Below are 14,174 nucleotides of genomic sequence, written 5' to 3'. Positions count from 1 at the left end.
ATTAAGGAACCGGAACATATTTGGAATTTAAATTTTCTCTATCCCATATTCTTCCAACTTTCTATACAAAGTAGCAATTCCAATTTCCAATAATCTAGCCGTTTCAGCTTTATTTCCTTTAGTATAATTTAAAACCTTTTGAATATGCAGTTTCTCAATACTCTGCATAGAAAAAGCGGACATAGATTTGCTGGCTTTTTCTGTTTGATGCTGCATTTCGTAAGGAAGAACATCAGAAGTCAAAGTGTCGCCGTTACTTAAAATAACAGATCTCTCGATTATATTTTTGAGTTCACGAATATTTCCCGGCCAGGAATAATTTTCTAGTTTTTCTATAAAATCAACAGAAGTTTGTAAAGTCTTTTTATTCGTTTTTTCTGAGAATTGTTTCACAAAATAATTAACCAACAACGGAATATCTTTAACTCTTTCTTTAAGAGAAGGCAGTTTGATTTCGAAAATATTCAAACGAAAATACAAGTCAGAACGAAAACGATGCGCCTCGCTTTCTTCTTTTAAATCACGATTTGTCGCTGCAATTAATCTAAAATTTGATTTTTTTGAAGTCGTATCTCCAACCGGAATATATTCACTCGTTTCTAAAACCCGCAATAATTTGGCCTGAAGATCAATTGGCATTTCTCCAATTTCATCCAGAAACAACGTTCCGCCATTTGCTTCTTCGATAAAACCTTTTTTATCTTTCACAGCTCCGGTAAATGCGCCTTGTTTATGACCAAAAAGTTCGCTTTCCAGAATTTCTTTGCTGAAAGTGCTACAGTTTAAAGCCACAAAAGATTTTCCTGTACGATTGCTGTTTTCGTGAATCGCCTGTGCAAAAACCTCTTTTCCTGTTCCTGTTTCTCCGGTCAATAAAACAGTTGAATCGGTTTTGGCTACTTTTTGAGCTAAATCAATAACTTGTTCAATTCCTTTTGATTTTCCGATTATCGTGTTGAAAGAATATTTATCGTTGATTCGTTTTTCAAGTTGTTGTACTTTTTTCTGTAAATGCACTTTTTCTACCGCTTTATAAAGAAGGGGAATAATTTTGTCATTATCGTCTCCTTTTACAATATAATCGAAAGCGCCATTTTTCATCGCCTGAACACCGTCTGGAATATTTCCGAAAGCGGTTAAAAGAATAACTTCCGTTAAAGGAAAACTGCTTTTTATGTTTTGAACAAAGTCAACGCCGTTTCCGTCGGGAAGTTTTACATCACACAAAACAACATCAATATCGGTTTGTTCCAGTTTCTTAAAACCGGACTTTAAATCTTTCGCTTCAAAAACTTCAAATCCTTCCGATTTTATAATGCGAACAAGCAGACTTCTCAGTTTTTCTTCGTCGTCTATAATTAAAATTTTGTGTGTCATTTGCAGAGATGCTAAAACCAAATTTGGTATTTGATGTACAAATTTAGGCTTTAAATCATTCGGGTTTTAAGTTTTAATTTAAAAAGTTAGAGTACATTTTAAATATTATAATTCAATTAACACCGCATAATTTAGCTTTCATTTTAAATGAATTAATTTTGTAAAAAAGATATTTATTTACATGAAAAATCCAATTTCACTCTCCATATTAGAACTCGCTATTATCAACAATGACAGCAATGCAGCTGAAACATTACATAAAACAAAAGAAATTGCCCAATTAACAGATGCTTTAGGATACAAAAGGTTTTGGCTTGCCGAACATCACAATATGGCGCATGTCGCCAGTACTGCAACTGTAGTGTTGATTGGATATGTTGCCAGTCAGACCCAAAATATCCGTGTAGGATCTGGCGGAATTATGCTGCCTAATCACTCGCCTTTAATTGTAGCTGAACAATTTGGAACTTTAGAAACATTGTATCCGGGCCGAATTGATTTAGGTTTAGGAAGAGCGCCCGGAACAGATCAGCCAACTGCTGAAGCCATTCGAAAGGATTTCTTTGAGCAGGCACAGCGATTTCCGCAAAACGTATCAAAATTACAAGAATATTTTTCAGAAGAAAATGCTACTGCGAAAGTACGTGCTTTCCCTGCCGAAGGAACAAAAGTACCAATCTGGATTTTAGGATCGAGTATGGAAAGTGCTTCTTTGGCAGCTTCGTATGGTTTTCCGTATGCTTTTGCAGGGCATTTTGCTCCGCGCCAAATGCTGCAGGCTTTTGAATTTTATCGTGACAATTTTCAGCCATCGAAATTTCTGGACAAGCCCCAAACAATGGCATGCGTAAATATCATTGCAGCCGATACAGCCGAAGAAGCTGAAAAACTTTCAACAAGTTTGTATCAAATGTTTTTGAATTTAATTCGAAATGACCGTAAAGGACTTCAGCCGCCAGTTGATTCTCTGGAAGATATTATGAGTGAAGAAGAGCGTTTTCATGTCAATCAGATGACCGGAGGTTCTTTTGTTGGAAGTAAAAAACAAATTGAAGCAGATTTGAAAAAATTTATTGATTACGCTAAGATTGATGAACTAATGATTACCAGTCCAATTTTCGAACATGAGGCAAAATTAAAAAGCCTGCGATTGACCAAAGAAATAATCGATGAATTGAATGCAAAATAAATAGCTGTAAAATTAAAAGAGAGGCTTTTCGAGCCTCTCTTTTTATAGTTTTAATTTTCCTTCAACACCTATATCTGTAGTATTTCCAAATAATGCTGAACCTGCCATTTTAAGTAATGAAATAACTTTTCCGTCCTTTGTGTCCCAGTAATAAGCATCCGAAGGGGTCACTTTTATAACTGTAACATTTGGGTCATTTTTGCCTTCCTCAAACCAGGCTTTGGCAACAGGCGTCCATAACTCGTCAATTATCGATTTATCTTTATATATCGATGCTGCACCGTAAATAGAAATGTATTGAGAGCTTGAATTGCTGGCAAAAAACAATTGAACCTGATTGTCTTTTAAAATTTCAAAATTCTTATTGCTGTTCGCAGAACTAATAAACCACAAATTTCCTTCATCATCAATATCCTGAATACTCATAGGTCGTGATTGAAGAGGTGTTTTTGTTAATTCAGTTACAAAAATTCCTGTTTTAATTTCTTTTACTAATGAAATTATTTTTTCTACTGCTTCTTTATTATCTAAATCTTTATGCATGATATTGTCTTTAATAGTTTAATCCAAGTCAATTTTTTCTGATGTCCAGTCTACAGCCAGCATATAATCTTCTTTTTTGAATCCTTTGAATTCTCCCGGCATAATTGTATTGAAAACTTTAGTAAAATTTATCATTCTCTGACAGTCTGTTACGATAGCGGCTCTCGTCCATTTTGTTATGTTTTTAATGCTTAACAAGGATTCGTGAAGCCATGCACCTAATGTAAAATCAGTTGGAGAATTATCAAAAAATAATAAATAATTAAGTTTTGGTGTTTCATCAATTAAAAGACGTACTTCTGATTTAACAAAATCAACATCGCCTTTAACTACGTGACCAGCTGTTTTAAAACCAATCATGTTTTCTGGTAACTCCTTAATTTTTTCAATCATAACATTTAAATTTTGCAGGTTAAATTCATTTTTTACAAAAATACATGACAAGTATGTTTTAGTGCTTATGTAAAAAACTGATTATCTTACATAATTCCAATGTTGACTAAATTATTACATCAAAATCGTTTTTGGAATCGTAAGGAATCCTACATAAAAAAGTATTAAATTAGCTATCATTATAAAAATGTAAATCCAGATTATGCTTAAGAGAATATTAGTTGGTGTCGGTATTGTAGTTGCCATTATTTTGGCTTTCAAATATTGTGAATTCAAAAAAAATGATGATGCCGGAATTGAGTATAACACAAATCTGATTCAGCAGCAAATTTTGAATGTTGGAAAACTTGTTGTTACTGAGGGGCATTTTTCTGAAGTCATCACGTATAAAAACCAACAGAAATATTTAATGAACATGATTTCTTTTGAGAAGAAAGCGCTTATTGTAGTAAACGCAAATGTTACAGTTGCCTACGATTTGCATAAAATGAAATATGATATTGACGAGAAAAACAAAACCATAACAATTCTCAATATTCCGAAAGAAGAAATTACAATCAATCCGGATATTCAGTTTTATGATGTGGAGCAAAGTAAACTGAATCCTTTTACGGGCGATGATTACAATAAAATAAATAAATCGGTAAAAGCTAATTTGGCTAAGAAAATTGATAAATCTACACTTAAAACAAACGCTCAAAACCGATTAATAAGTGAATTGTCTAAGATTTTGATTATGACCAATTCTATGGGTTGGAAATTACAATATAATGGAAAAACTATTGAATCGGAAACAGAATTAAATCAGGATTTGAAGTTGTAATATTCAAAGGTTGAGAGGTTTTCGGCAATCTTGTCATTTCGAGGAACGAGAAATCTTCACAAGAAGCTCTACAAAGATTGGATTTTCGTTACGGAGTTACTTACGGAGATTTCTCGTTCCTCGAAATGACAAAAGTGGATTAAAAACTTTGCTACTCTTTGCCTTTGAGAGATTAGTTTATGAAACTTTTTCAAAAATCAAGTCCAGTCCACCCAAAATTAAATGTGCAACTTCAGGGCGTTTTTCTTTTAATTGCTCCAAATAACCCAAGACTTCCTGTAAAAGCTTTTTTTCGTCAAAATCTTTCAAAAGTTCGGTGATTTCAACTGCAAGCAGCCAGTCGTTAGGGTGATTGTTTTTTAATTTTTCAAAAACCGATTGGAGTTCAGATTTAGAATCTCCATTATTACGAATATTTCTTACTGTTGAATATAAAACTTCCAATTCATCTCGTTCTTCTGTATGTTTTGCTTTGATGGTTTTAGAAGTAGGAACAATATTAATCAGGTCAAAACTATTCACGTCAGCAGGGCCTGAAAAAGCTGAAACTACTTTTTTACCAATCGCCATATCGTAATTACCCCATTCCGGCTGAAACAGAATCGTTTCCCCATGTGTTACGGTACAATTTTTAAAACTGATTAAAATAATTTCACCATGCAAATTTCGGGATCCGGTAATGATTTCGCCTTCAACGATGATATTACCTTCAAATTCCAGTTTAACAGTTTCGTTTTCTACGATGCTGTATGCCTGCAAATCCTTCGGGCTCATATCTTCAATAGCCAGATTAAAACCTTTCAGTTTCCCAATCGGGCTTCCAAATCCATGTGAGTGCGTTAAACTTCCGTGACCCACCAATTCTTTTTCACGGTATGATAAAGCTGTTTTTCCTGTTGTCTGAATGTAAACCGGTTTTCCTTCTTCTTCAATAGCATTAGTAAAAACACCTGAAATTTGTAAACCTGTGCTCAGTTCAATTGTTCCCAAAGCATTCGACTGAATCAGTTTTTGAATTCCGGACAAACCTCCGGTACGCAAAGCCATTTTATTGGCAAACTCTTCTAAAATCAGACTCAGATGCGAAAAAGTTGGGGTTACATATAATTGAGGCTGTAGTTGCGTAATATCAAAATTTTGATTGGCAGCCGAGATATCATAAGGTATTTTCTTCACATTATCAGTCATACAGTGAGCACTTTCGCCAATTGAGGAAAGTAGTCCGGCGCCGTAAATTTTAGGGTTTTCAATAGTTCCGATTAAACCGTATTCAACCGTCCACCAGTGTAAATTTCGAATTTGAGCCATTTCAGATAATTCGCCCATGTTGTTTTGCAGATCGGCAACAGCTTTTTCGGCTTCCTCAATTTTTTCCTGAGGCGTATCTTCGGCTTCTTTCAATATCGAAAGCAGTCGGATTGCTTCATACATCTGATAATCTTTATGAGATGAAATCGCTTTGCATCCAATTTCTCCAAAGCGTCTTAAATACTCAGCATATTCAGGATTTGCAATAATAGGAGCGTGGCCGGCACCTTCGTGAATAATGTCCGGTGCAGGTGTATATTCAATATGTTCTAATTGTCTGATATCCGAAGCAATAACCAAAACATTATACGCCTGAAATTCCATAAAGGCATTGGGCGGAATAAATCCGTCAACTGCAACGGCTGCCCAGCCAATTTCGGTCAGGATTCGGTTCATACCATACATACTCGGAATAGAGTCAATCTCGATTCCGGTTTTTTTTAAACCCTCCAGATAGGAATTATGGGCTACTTTCGACAAGTAATCTACATTTTTGCGCATCACATACCGCCAAACGGCCTGATTAATGGGCGTATAATCGCTATAATCCTGAGGTTTGATGAATTGCTTTAAATGTTTAGGCAATCTTTCTAATAATGGATTTGTTTCAATGTTCGGATTCATTTGGGAAAAACTGTAGTTGAAATGTAAAATTACAAATTTGAGCTATTGAAAACGATTTTTTTAATATTTAATTTAAATAATAGGAGTGTTTTGTTAGAGAATTATCAGTTTTTAGTTGTTTGGAGTTTTTGGAGTAAATTGTTGAATACAGATTACCTGCTGAAGATAAATTAGACATGAAAAAATAACAATAAAATACTTAGTTTTACAAAAGTATATTTAGGTATTTACAAGGATGAACGTTTTTTTGATCATTTTAGCAATAGGGGTGTTGGCCTTTTTAGGAATAAGATATTTTTTATTCCGGATAGGAGATCCGGTAAACAGGAAAGTTTCCGATTCGTATTTTTATCATTACAGAAAAAATTTGATTGTACATTCGCCAATGGGCAATTGGTTTGAATTGGGATATTTTGAGTCTGAGTCTGATGTTGAATCTTTTCAGCCCATAAACAGGGATTTTGGAAAAGATAAAAAGGATGTTTTTTGGAAAGGAAGAAAGCAAGCTGTTGATTATGCAACGTTTCAGGTGGATGCCTCCGGAATTATTAAGGATAAAAACCATGTATATACTACGAACGGAAAAGAATATAATTTTTTAGGAATTATAGAAGGAGCAGATCCTAAAAGTTATCAGTTGCTTGATCCTTCACTTCCGGAATATAAACGGATTAGCTGGTTCAAGGATGCTAATGCAGTCTTCTACAGAAGTAAAAAAACAGAAGGAGATCAGGCAACTTTTAAGCCTTTGAACGATGCAATTGCTGTGGATGATCATTTTATTTATTCGATTATCCATCAAAGAGGCGATGGCATTTATGCTTTTGAAGTTGATGAAGTAGTCCGAAAACATAAAAGAATTGCAGGTGAAATCAAGGTTATTAACGATACATACGTTCAAATAGGAAATGCTGTTGTTTCTGCTTTTACAGAAGAGGAGTTTACGCTTCATACTTTCGAAACCATTAAAAATACCAAAGAAATTGATTATTTTACAATAGTGGTTAACGACACCTTAATTTACAAAGGAATAGCATGCCCTGAAATTGATATAGAATCTTTTGAGCCATTAGATTACGGTTATGCAAAAGACAGCAAAAATGTATATTATAATGGAAAAAAAATAACTGGTGCTTCTATTTCAGATTTTGAAATAATCTCTCCGGATTATGCTAAAGATAACAAAAACGTGTTTTATAAAAATAGTATTGCTGAAAAGGCAAATCCAAAAACATTTGCAAGAACTTCTGAAAATGACATTTGGCAGGACGGAAAAAACAAATATAAAAACGGAAAAATTCTTAATTAAAATATGGAACAGAAATTACCATTGCCGCCTTTTACTTTAGAAACGGCAATCCAAAAAATACAAATGGCAGAAGACGCCTGGAACAGTCAGGATCCGGAAAGAGTTTCAAAAGCGTATACTGTTGACAGCGAATGGCGAAATCGTGATCAGTTTATAAATGGCAGGGAAGAAATTGTCTCTTTTCTAACTCAGAAATGGAAAAAAGAGCTGCAGTATAAATTAAAGAAAGAATATTGGGCACATACTGAAAACCGTATTGCGGTACGTTTTGAATATGAATATCAAACGGCTGAAGGAGATTGGTTCAGGGCGTACGGCAATGAAAATTGGGAATTTGATGCCAACGGACTGATGCAAAAAAGATTTGCGAGTATCAATGATATTCCGATTAACGAATCTGAGAGGAAATTGAAATAAAGTGTTTCAGTAAACTTAAGAAAAATCATGATTAACAAGATTTCAGCATTAGAAAAGCTTAAAAATAAAGAAAAATTTTCTGATGAAGAGTGGAAAAATCGGGGTCTCAATCCTTCTGAAAAAAGCTTATGCATTAAACTTGAAAAAGATTTTAATAATCTAATAACAAATTTAATTTCTACAATTGATTCAATAAAGCCGAATCAGGAAATTGAATACATATTCGAAGATTATTTTAAGAAAATTGAATCATATGATTTAGACACAAAAGAGTATGAATTTGTAGTAGATTATTTTGATGAGATTGCAAAAAATTTAGATATTGAAGGCATTGGTGAAAAACTGAACTTCTGGACATATGACACTGAAGTTTATGATTTTGAAAAAGCCGAAAGAGAAGCTTCAGAAAAAGTATTAGAAGAGGAAAGAAAAAGACACGAGACTCTTTCAACAGAATGTAGGAAATGTAAAACAGAATTGGTTACTTTTATATTAGAAAGGGATGATGAAATTCCCAGTTTTGAGTTTGATATAATTAAGTGTGTAAAATGTTCTGAACTTAATATTCTGGATAAAGGTTGCGGAATAAAAAGATATAGATTTCTAAATTATGAACTTATAGAAGAGTTGCCTAAAGAGGAATATGATTTAGAAAAGGCTTTAAAGAGATTAGAACAATTAACAAACCAAAAATAGCATTTCACTTGTAAAAGATTGCTCTAACAATCGTTATTTTCATAATTTACTTTCTCCATTTTATCCTCGTAACTTTCGGTTTCTTTTTTGGTCATACGGACTTCTTTCAGATTTACATTTAATTGTTTTTTACTGTCAGGACTGATCCATATGCCATTAAAATTTGTTCCTTCTTTCTTTAAAATCATAACACCCGAAAATTCATGTTCGACTAATACAAATTGATTTTTGTTTTTTTTATTCTGAGTAATGTCTAATTGAATCCATTTTTCGGATTTATCATATCGATACATAGAGGTGTACATCAAACCGCCTATACAAGGATTTTCTTCTTCTTTGATATAAAATGTTACTGCTGTTTTTCCGTGAATGGTGCCTTTGTAAAGCATGCTTTTGGCAGATTGGGCGCTTGTGGTGATAGTAAAGAACATACAAAGCACGCTACAAAGAAAAAGTAGTTTTTTCATATTTTAAGTAAATAGTTATTTTTTAAATTATTGCAATTTTATTGATTTGCCTGATTTCTGAAATATTCAATTTTATAATTGAACATATACGCCATATTTGCTGCGCGGACTTTAGCTTCATCTGCTAATTTGCCAACAAACAAATTGTCAACAGTTTCAGTGAAAATTTCCATCCAGCGATCAAAATGAGATTGGTTTACAGGCAATTGTTTGTGTGGCGGAAAAGGACTCCCGGAATAGGTATGTTCTTCTAAAAGTAAAGTCTGCCAGAAACGATACATTTTTTCCAGATGTTCCGGCCATCTTCCTGTCATTTTTTCATTAAAAATAGATCCGATTAAATCGTCGTTTTGTACTTTTTCATAAAATGTATTCACTAAAAGTTTAATATCTTCTATGTTTGAAATGTCCCGAGATGCCATGTTTTTTAATTAAGTCATAATTTGCAAAAATACGATATAACAGCTTTTTTATTTGCTGATATTTATCATTGCAATACATTTTTATCCAATTAACTGCGTATATAAATCGGGATTATCATTCAGATATTGAAATTCAAAACCGTTTTTAGTCATATTCAATTTAATATTCAGAATGTCTTTTTTGTTTTTCAATTCTAATCCAACCACAACAGAACCCATTTCACGGCTCGTTTTTTTAACAAACTGAAAATAAGTTATATCATCATCTGGTCCCAAAATGTTGTTCACGAATTCTTTCAAAGCACCCGGACGCTGTGGAAACTGAATCATAAAATAATGCATCAGTCCTTCATAAAGCAAAGAACGCTCTTTTATTTCGGCTGTTCTTTCAATATCATTGTTGCTTCCGCTGACTACGCAAACTACTTTTTTGCCTTTAATCTTGTCTTTGTAAAAATCTAAAGCAGCTATTGTCAAAGCACCTGCAGGTTCAACCACCATGGCCTCTTCATTGTACAAACGTAAAATGGTGGTACAGACTTTTCCTTCGGGAACCAGAATAATGTCTTCCAGATTATAACGGCAGATTTCAAAAGTTTTGTCGCCAACTTGTTTTACAGCTGCACCATCTACAAATTTATCAATCGTTTTTAGTACCGTGTTTTTATTTTCTTCAATAGAAGTTTTCATCGAAGGAGCGCCTTTTGGTTCAACACCGATTATTTTGGTATTCGGACTTAAATGTTTAAAAACCTCGGATAAACCGGAAGCCAGTCCGCCGCCGCCAATCGGAACAAAAACATAATCGATGGGTTCTTTGTAACTTTCCAGAATCTCTAAACCTACAGTTCCCTGGCCGGCAATTACTTTTTCATCATCAAACGGATGAATAAATATTTTATGATTTTTGATGGCGTCTGCAGTTGCCGAGGCATAAGCATCATCAAAAGTATCTCCTGTTAAAACAATTTCTACGAACGATTTTCCAAACAATTGTACTTGTTTTACTTTTTGTTTCGGAGTGGTTTTAGGCATATAAATTTTGCCTTTTATGCGCAGTAAATTACAGGAATAGGCAACGCCCTGAGCGTGATTTCCGGCACTGGCACATACTACTCCAATTTGTTTTTCGGCATCGGTTAACGAAGAAATCTTGTTGTAAGCTCCTCTGATTTTATAAGAACGGACAATTTGTAAATCTTCTCTTTTTAATAAAATAGTCGATTTAAATTCGTCTGAAAGATTTAGGTTCTGTGTCAAAGGCGTTGCAGCAACAACATTTTCGAGTTGTTTTTTTGCATTTAGTACTTCGTTAAATAAATTCATGATTAGTATTGTTAAAATAAAAAACCTCCCATTTGGGAGGTTCTTATAAATTATATTTTACATACTTATATAACACCCCGCCATTAATGCTGAATTGCAATAATGTTAATAATAGCGATACTAATGTTAGTATAGTTTGTCATTTTCTGTTGTTTCAAGAAACAAATGTATCAATTATTTTTTTACCTGAGGCGGATACTGAGCCAAAATTTTCTTTACAAAATCAGCAATTTTTTCATCTTTTTTGTCAATGTTTCGGGTTAGCGTTCCCTGACCTTCTCCCTGCCAGATCATTTCTTTCTTTTTGGCATCAATCAAATCGATGTATAAAGTACCTTCAGTAGAAGTCGAAACACTTGTTTGGTTTCCTCCGTACATCATCCACGGATTCCATCCCCATCCCCAACCGTAGCCCCATCCGGCATTAAATTGGTTAACATTTACCTGCTCTCTTGATTTGGTAAAAATGTTTACTAATAAATCAGGATTTTCACTTTTAGTAAATCCTTTTGCCTGCATTTCGGCATCAATTGCGTGTAGAATGCGTCTTTTATCCAAATCAGAAATTTCGACTTTATCAATTCCGGGTTTGAAGAAGGCATAGGTTTTATAAGGCGTAAAATCGACATTTTTGTCGTAATCAGAATAAACAGTAACACTGCTGCATGAAGTAAGGATCAATAACAGCAAAATCGGAACTAATTTGAATGTTTTCATAATTTTTTAGAATTAAATGTTTTGTTTTATAGTAAGCTTTCATCAACAATATTGGGTAAAGTTACTTTCAATAACGGCTGAACCTCCATTGCTCTTTTTATAGCAAAAACAGCACCTTCATTTCGGGCCCAGCTTCGTCTTGAAATTCCGTTGTTTACATCCCAAAAAAGCATTGATGCTAATCGTTTTGAAGCCTCTGTAGAACCATCAAGAACCATACCAAATCCACCGTTTATAACCTCTCCCCAGCCAACACCACCACCGTTATGAATGGATACCCAGGTTGCTCCTCTAAAGCTGTCACCAATTACATTCTGAATCGCCATATCGGCAGTAAAACGTGATCCATCGTAAATGTTAGAAGTCTCTCTGTAAGGTGAATCGGTTCCGGAAACATCATGATGATCACGTCCTAAAACAACAGCACCGATTTCACCTTTTGCAATCGCCTGATTAAAGGCTTCTGCAATCTTGATTCTTCCTTCGGCATCTGCATATAAAATACGGGCTTGAGAACCCACAACCAGTTTGTTTTCCTGAGCCCCTTTGATCCATTTAATATTATCCTGCATTTGCTGCTGAATTTCATCTGGAGCAGTTTCTGCCATTTTTTCTAAAACTTCACAGGCAATCGCATCTGTTTTCAATAAATCTTCCGGTTTTCCGGAAGTACAAACCCAGCGGAAAGGGCCAAATCCGTAATCGAAACACATTGGTCCCATAATATCCTGAACGTAACTCGGATATTTAAAGTCTATATTGTTTTCAGCCATTACATCGGCACCGGAGCGGGAAGCTTCTAATAGGAATGCATTTCCGTAATCAAAGAAATACGTTCCTTTTGCCGTATGTTTGTTAATGGCAGCTGCGTGGCGGCGTAACGTTTCCTGAACTTTCTCTTTGAATAGTTCCGGATTTTCAGCCATCATTTTGTTAGCGTCTTCAAACGAAATTCCAACAGGATAATAACCTCCGGCCCACGGATTATGAAGCGAAGTCTGGTCGGATCCCAAATCAATTTTGATGTTTTCCTGATCAAAACGTTCCCATACATCAACCACGTTTCCTAAATAAGCGATTGAAACGGTTTCTTTTTTGGCTTTCGCCAAAGCGACTCTGGTAACCAGTTCATCTGTTGAGGTTACGACTTCATTAATCCAGCCTTGTTCATGACGGATTTTTGTAATTTTAGGATTTACTTCGGCGCAGACCGTAATACAACCTGCAATATTTCCCGCTTTTGGCTGTGCGCCCGACATACCGCCTAGACCCGAAGTTACAAATAAACTGCCTTCCGGATTTTGTTTTATTTTTCTGAAACCATTCAAAACTGTAATTGTGGTTCCGTGTACAATTCCCTGCGGGCCAATATACATATAACTTCCTGCGGTCATTTGCCCATATTGCGAAACGCCAAGTGCATTCATTTTTTCCCAATCGTCCGGTTTCGAATAATTCGGGATCACCATTCCGTTTGTAACCACAACTCTTGGTGCTTCTTTATGAGAAGGAAATAATCCCATCGGATGTCCAGAATACATCGTTAAAGTCTGCTCGTCTGTCATTTCAGACAAATACTGCATCGTCAATAAATATTGTGCCCAGTTTTGAAAAACGGCGCCGTTTCCGCCATACGTTATCAATTCGTGAGGGTGCTGTGCCACAGCATAATCCAGATTGTTCTGAATCATGTGCATAATCGCCTTTGCCTGCAATGATTTACCGGGATATTGGTCAATTGGTCTTGCGTACATTTTATAATCCGGACGAAAACGATACATATAGATTCGGCCGTATTTTTCTAATTCTTCTGAAAACTCAGGAATTAATTCTGCGTGATGTTTTGGATCGAAATAGCGTAATGCATTTTTAAGAGCCAGTTTTTTTTCTTCTGCCGAAAGGATTTCTTTTCGTTTCGGAGCATGATTAATCGCTGGGTCGTATGTTTGCTTTGGCGGCAATATTGAAGGAATCCCTTGTTGTATTTGTTCTTTGAAAGTCATTTTTTCTTTTAGATTTTTAGATGTTAGATTATTAGACTTCTTAGATTTTCTGAAGTTAAGAATCAAACAGCTGCTTTTAATTAGGTTAGTGCAATTTTAAATTGCCGTAAAGAATTATCTAATTCTCAAATTGACACATTATCTAAATTAAAATGACTAAGGATAACGGATATCCGACCTGTGATAGGATTTGTGTATTGTAATCCTAAATTTTCTTGAACGAATATCCATTTTAGATTTTTAGACTTCTTAGATTATTAGATTTCGAAAAATGGAACAATCTCTTTTTATTTGACTCAAGGATTGCTGGTTTTTAGACAATAAAAAGATCTAAGATCTAAGAAGTCTAAAAATCTAACAATCTATTTCCTTATTTCTCCCGTTCGTTTATCAAAACCATACGGACAATGGCGACAGCCGCTTTTGCAGCAGTAACCACGTTTTAAATGGTGTTTTTCAGTAAAGCACTTATAACCTTCGGGTGTATAGTAAAAATCTTCGCCTTCGATTAATTTATTTTCATTACTTTGCTCTTTCATAAACTATTTTGTGTCAATTGG

Annotated in this window: 15 protein-coding genes; 5 read left to right on the top strand and 10 right to left on the bottom strand. The window is 34.7% G+C overall.

The window, feature by feature from the left end:
* Window positions 1-27: 27 nt before the first annotated feature.
* The gene (locus FLACHUCJ7_RS04430; protein ID WP_180908042.1) at window positions 28-1,377 is read right to left on the bottom strand and encodes a sigma-54-dependent transcriptional regulator; all 1,350 of its coding nucleotides are present in this window, start codon (window positions 1,375-1,377) and stop codon (window positions 28-30) included.
* 181 nt (window positions 1,378-1,558) lie between these two features.
* On the opposite strand from FLACHUCJ7_RS04430, the gene FLACHUCJ7_RS04425 reads away from it, so the two are divergent.
* Entirely contained in the window at window positions 1,559-2,566 is a 1,008-nt protein-coding gene (locus FLACHUCJ7_RS04425) for an LLM class flavin-dependent oxidoreductase (RefSeq protein ID WP_180908041.1), read from the top strand.
* 42 nt (window positions 2,567-2,608) lie between these two features.
* Here the strand turns inward: FLACHUCJ7_RS04425 and FLACHUCJ7_RS04420 are convergent, their stop codons facing one another.
* Both FLACHUCJ7_RS04420 and FLACHUCJ7_RS04415 read right to left on the bottom strand, forming a co-directional pair.
* Complete coding sequence (locus FLACHUCJ7_RS04420) at window positions 2,609-3,109, bottom strand: pyridoxamine 5'-phosphate oxidase family protein (RefSeq protein WP_180908040.1); 501 nt, start codon at window positions 3,107-3,109, stop codon at window positions 2,609-2,611.
* 18 nt (window positions 3,110-3,127) lie between these two features.
* The gene (locus tag FLACHUCJ7_RS04415) at window positions 3,128-3,502 is read right to left on the bottom strand and encodes a SpoIIAA family protein (protein ID WP_078227985.1); all 375 of its coding nucleotides are present in this window, start codon (window positions 3,500-3,502) and stop codon (window positions 3,128-3,130) included.
* A 202-nt stretch (window positions 3,503-3,704) separates the two neighbouring features.
* Between FLACHUCJ7_RS04415 and FLACHUCJ7_RS04410 the strand changes: the two genes are divergently transcribed.
* A complete protein-coding gene (locus FLACHUCJ7_RS04410; protein WP_078227545.1) occupies window positions 3,705-4,325 on the top strand; it encodes a DUF4230 domain-containing protein in 621 nt (206 codons plus the stop codon).
* Between the two features lie 177 nt (window positions 4,326-4,502).
* Here the strand turns inward: FLACHUCJ7_RS04410 and FLACHUCJ7_RS04405 are convergent, their stop codons facing one another.
* A complete protein-coding gene (locus FLACHUCJ7_RS04405) occupies window positions 4,503-6,257 on the bottom strand; it encodes an aromatic amino acid hydroxylase (RefSeq protein ID WP_078227546.1) in 1,755 nt (584 codons plus the stop codon).
* 235 nt (window positions 6,258-6,492) lie between these two features.
* On the opposite strand from FLACHUCJ7_RS04405, the gene FLACHUCJ7_RS04400 reads away from it, so the two are divergent.
* From FLACHUCJ7_RS04400 to FLACHUCJ7_RS04390, 3 genes are read left to right on the top strand one after another with little or no spacing between them, the layout of a single operon-like run.
* Window positions 6,493-7,566, top strand: a complete 1,074-nt coding sequence (locus tag FLACHUCJ7_RS04400) for a DKNYY domain-containing protein (RefSeq protein ID WP_180908039.1) — start codon at window positions 6,493-6,495, stop codon at window positions 7,564-7,566.
* A 3-nt stretch (window positions 7,567-7,569) separates the two neighbouring features.
* A complete protein-coding gene (locus tag FLACHUCJ7_RS04395) occupies window positions 7,570-7,983 on the top strand; it encodes a nuclear transport factor 2 family protein (protein ID WP_031456795.1) in 414 nt (137 codons plus the stop codon).
* Between the two features lie 27 nt (window positions 7,984-8,010).
* On the top strand, window positions 8,011-8,679 hold the full coding sequence (locus FLACHUCJ7_RS04390; protein ID WP_180908038.1) for a DUF4844 domain-containing protein: 669 nt from the start codon (window positions 8,011-8,013) through the stop codon (window positions 8,677-8,679).
* Window positions 8,680-8,702: 23 nt separating this feature from the next.
* Here FLACHUCJ7_RS04390 and FLACHUCJ7_RS04385 read toward each other — a convergent pair whose 3' ends face one another.
* The 6 genes from FLACHUCJ7_RS04385 to FLACHUCJ7_RS04360 form a co-directional block, all read right to left on the bottom strand.
* On the bottom strand, window positions 8,703-9,146 hold the full coding sequence (locus FLACHUCJ7_RS04385; protein ID WP_078227549.1) for a hypothetical protein: 444 nt from the start codon (window positions 9,144-9,146) through the stop codon (window positions 8,703-8,705).
* A gap of 38 nt (window positions 9,147-9,184) precedes the next feature.
* Complete coding sequence (locus FLACHUCJ7_RS04380) at window positions 9,185-9,568, bottom strand: group III truncated hemoglobin (protein WP_180908037.1); 384 nt, start codon at window positions 9,566-9,568, stop codon at window positions 9,185-9,187.
* A gap of 81 nt (window positions 9,569-9,649) precedes the next feature.
* Complete coding sequence (gene ilvA, locus FLACHUCJ7_RS04375) at window positions 9,650-10,894, bottom strand: threonine ammonia-lyase IlvA (protein ID WP_078227551.1); 1,245 nt, start codon at window positions 10,892-10,894, stop codon at window positions 9,650-9,652.
* A gap of 174 nt (window positions 10,895-11,068) precedes the next feature.
* Window positions 11,069-11,611, bottom strand: coding sequence for a DUF4136 domain-containing protein (locus FLACHUCJ7_RS04370; protein ID WP_031456799.1), 543 nt, complete (start codon window positions 11,609-11,611; stop codon window positions 11,069-11,071).
* A gap of 26 nt (window positions 11,612-11,637) precedes the next feature.
* Window positions 11,638-13,614: a urocanate hydratase gene (locus tag FLACHUCJ7_RS04365; protein WP_180908036.1), complete on the bottom strand. Its 1,977-nt coding sequence runs from the start codon at window positions 13,612-13,614 to the stop codon at window positions 11,638-11,640.
* Window positions 13,615-13,976: 362 nt separating this feature from the next.
* Complete coding sequence (locus tag FLACHUCJ7_RS04360) at window positions 13,977-14,153, bottom strand: DUF5522 domain-containing protein (RefSeq protein ID WP_165830187.1); 177 nt, start codon at window positions 14,151-14,153, stop codon at window positions 13,977-13,979.
* Between the last annotated feature and the right edge of the window lie 21 nt (window positions 14,154-14,174).

It is taken from the genome of Flavobacterium salmonis (assembly GCF_903819435.1).
Classification (GTDB): Bacteria; Bacteroidota; Bacteroidia; order Flavobacteriales; family Flavobacteriaceae; genus Flavobacterium; species Flavobacterium chungangense.
This window is presented reverse-complemented; position numbering and strand designations above follow the sequence as displayed.

What these genes read in the sequence shown, in the direction of transcription:
- FLACHUCJ7_RS04420 (WP_180908040.1), bottom strand. Translation starts at nt 3,109, where the DNA reads ATGCATAAAGATTTAGATAATAAAGAAGCAGTAGAAAAAATAATTTCA.
- FLACHUCJ7_RS04360 (WP_165830187.1), bottom strand. Translation starts at nt 14,153, where the DNA reads ATGAAAGAGCAAAGTAATGAAAATAAATTAATCGAAGGCGAAGATTTT.
- ilvA (WP_078227551.1), bottom strand. Translation starts at nt 10,894, where the DNA reads ATGAATTTATTTAACGAAGTACTAAATGCAAAAAAACAACTCGAAAAT.
- FLACHUCJ7_RS04430 (WP_180908042.1), bottom strand. Translation starts at nt 1,377, where the DNA reads ATGACACACAAAATTTTAATTATAGACGACGAAGAAAAACTGAGAAGT.
- FLACHUCJ7_RS04390 (WP_180908038.1), top strand. Translation starts at nt 8,011, where the DNA reads ATGATTAACAAGATTTCAGCATTAGAAAAGCTTAAAAATAAAGAAAAA.
- FLACHUCJ7_RS04385 (WP_078227549.1), bottom strand. Translation starts at nt 9,146, where the DNA reads ATGAAAAAACTACTTTTTCTTTGTAGCGTGCTTTGTATGTTCTTTACT.
- FLACHUCJ7_RS04410 (WP_078227545.1), top strand. Translation starts at nt 3,705, where the DNA reads ATGCTTAAGAGAATATTAGTTGGTGTCGGTATTGTAGTTGCCATTATT.
- FLACHUCJ7_RS04395 (WP_031456795.1), top strand. Translation starts at nt 7,570, where the DNA reads ATGGAACAGAAATTACCATTGCCGCCTTTTACTTTAGAAACGGCAATC.
- FLACHUCJ7_RS04425 (WP_180908041.1), top strand. Translation starts at nt 1,559, where the DNA reads ATGAAAAATCCAATTTCACTCTCCATATTAGAACTCGCTATTATCAAC.
- FLACHUCJ7_RS04415 (WP_078227985.1), bottom strand. Translation starts at nt 3,502, where the DNA reads ATGATTGAAAAAATTAAGGAGTTACCAGAAAACATGATTGGTTTTAAA.
- FLACHUCJ7_RS04365 (WP_180908036.1), bottom strand. Translation starts at nt 13,614, where the DNA reads ATGACTTTCAAAGAACAAATACAACAAGGGATTCCTTCAATATTGCCG.
- FLACHUCJ7_RS04405 (WP_078227546.1), bottom strand. Translation starts at nt 6,257, where the DNA reads ATGAATCCGAACATTGAAACAAATCCATTATTAGAAAGATTGCCTAAA.
- FLACHUCJ7_RS04380 (WP_180908037.1), bottom strand. Translation starts at nt 9,568, where the DNA reads ATGGCATCTCGGGACATTTCAAACATAGAAGATATTAAACTTTTAGTG.
- FLACHUCJ7_RS04370 (WP_031456799.1), bottom strand. Translation starts at nt 11,611, where the DNA reads ATGAAAACATTCAAATTAGTTCCGATTTTGCTGTTATTGATCCTTACT.
- FLACHUCJ7_RS04400 (WP_180908039.1), top strand. Translation starts at nt 6,493, where the DNA reads ATGAACGTTTTTTTGATCATTTTAGCAATAGGGGTGTTGGCCTTTTTA.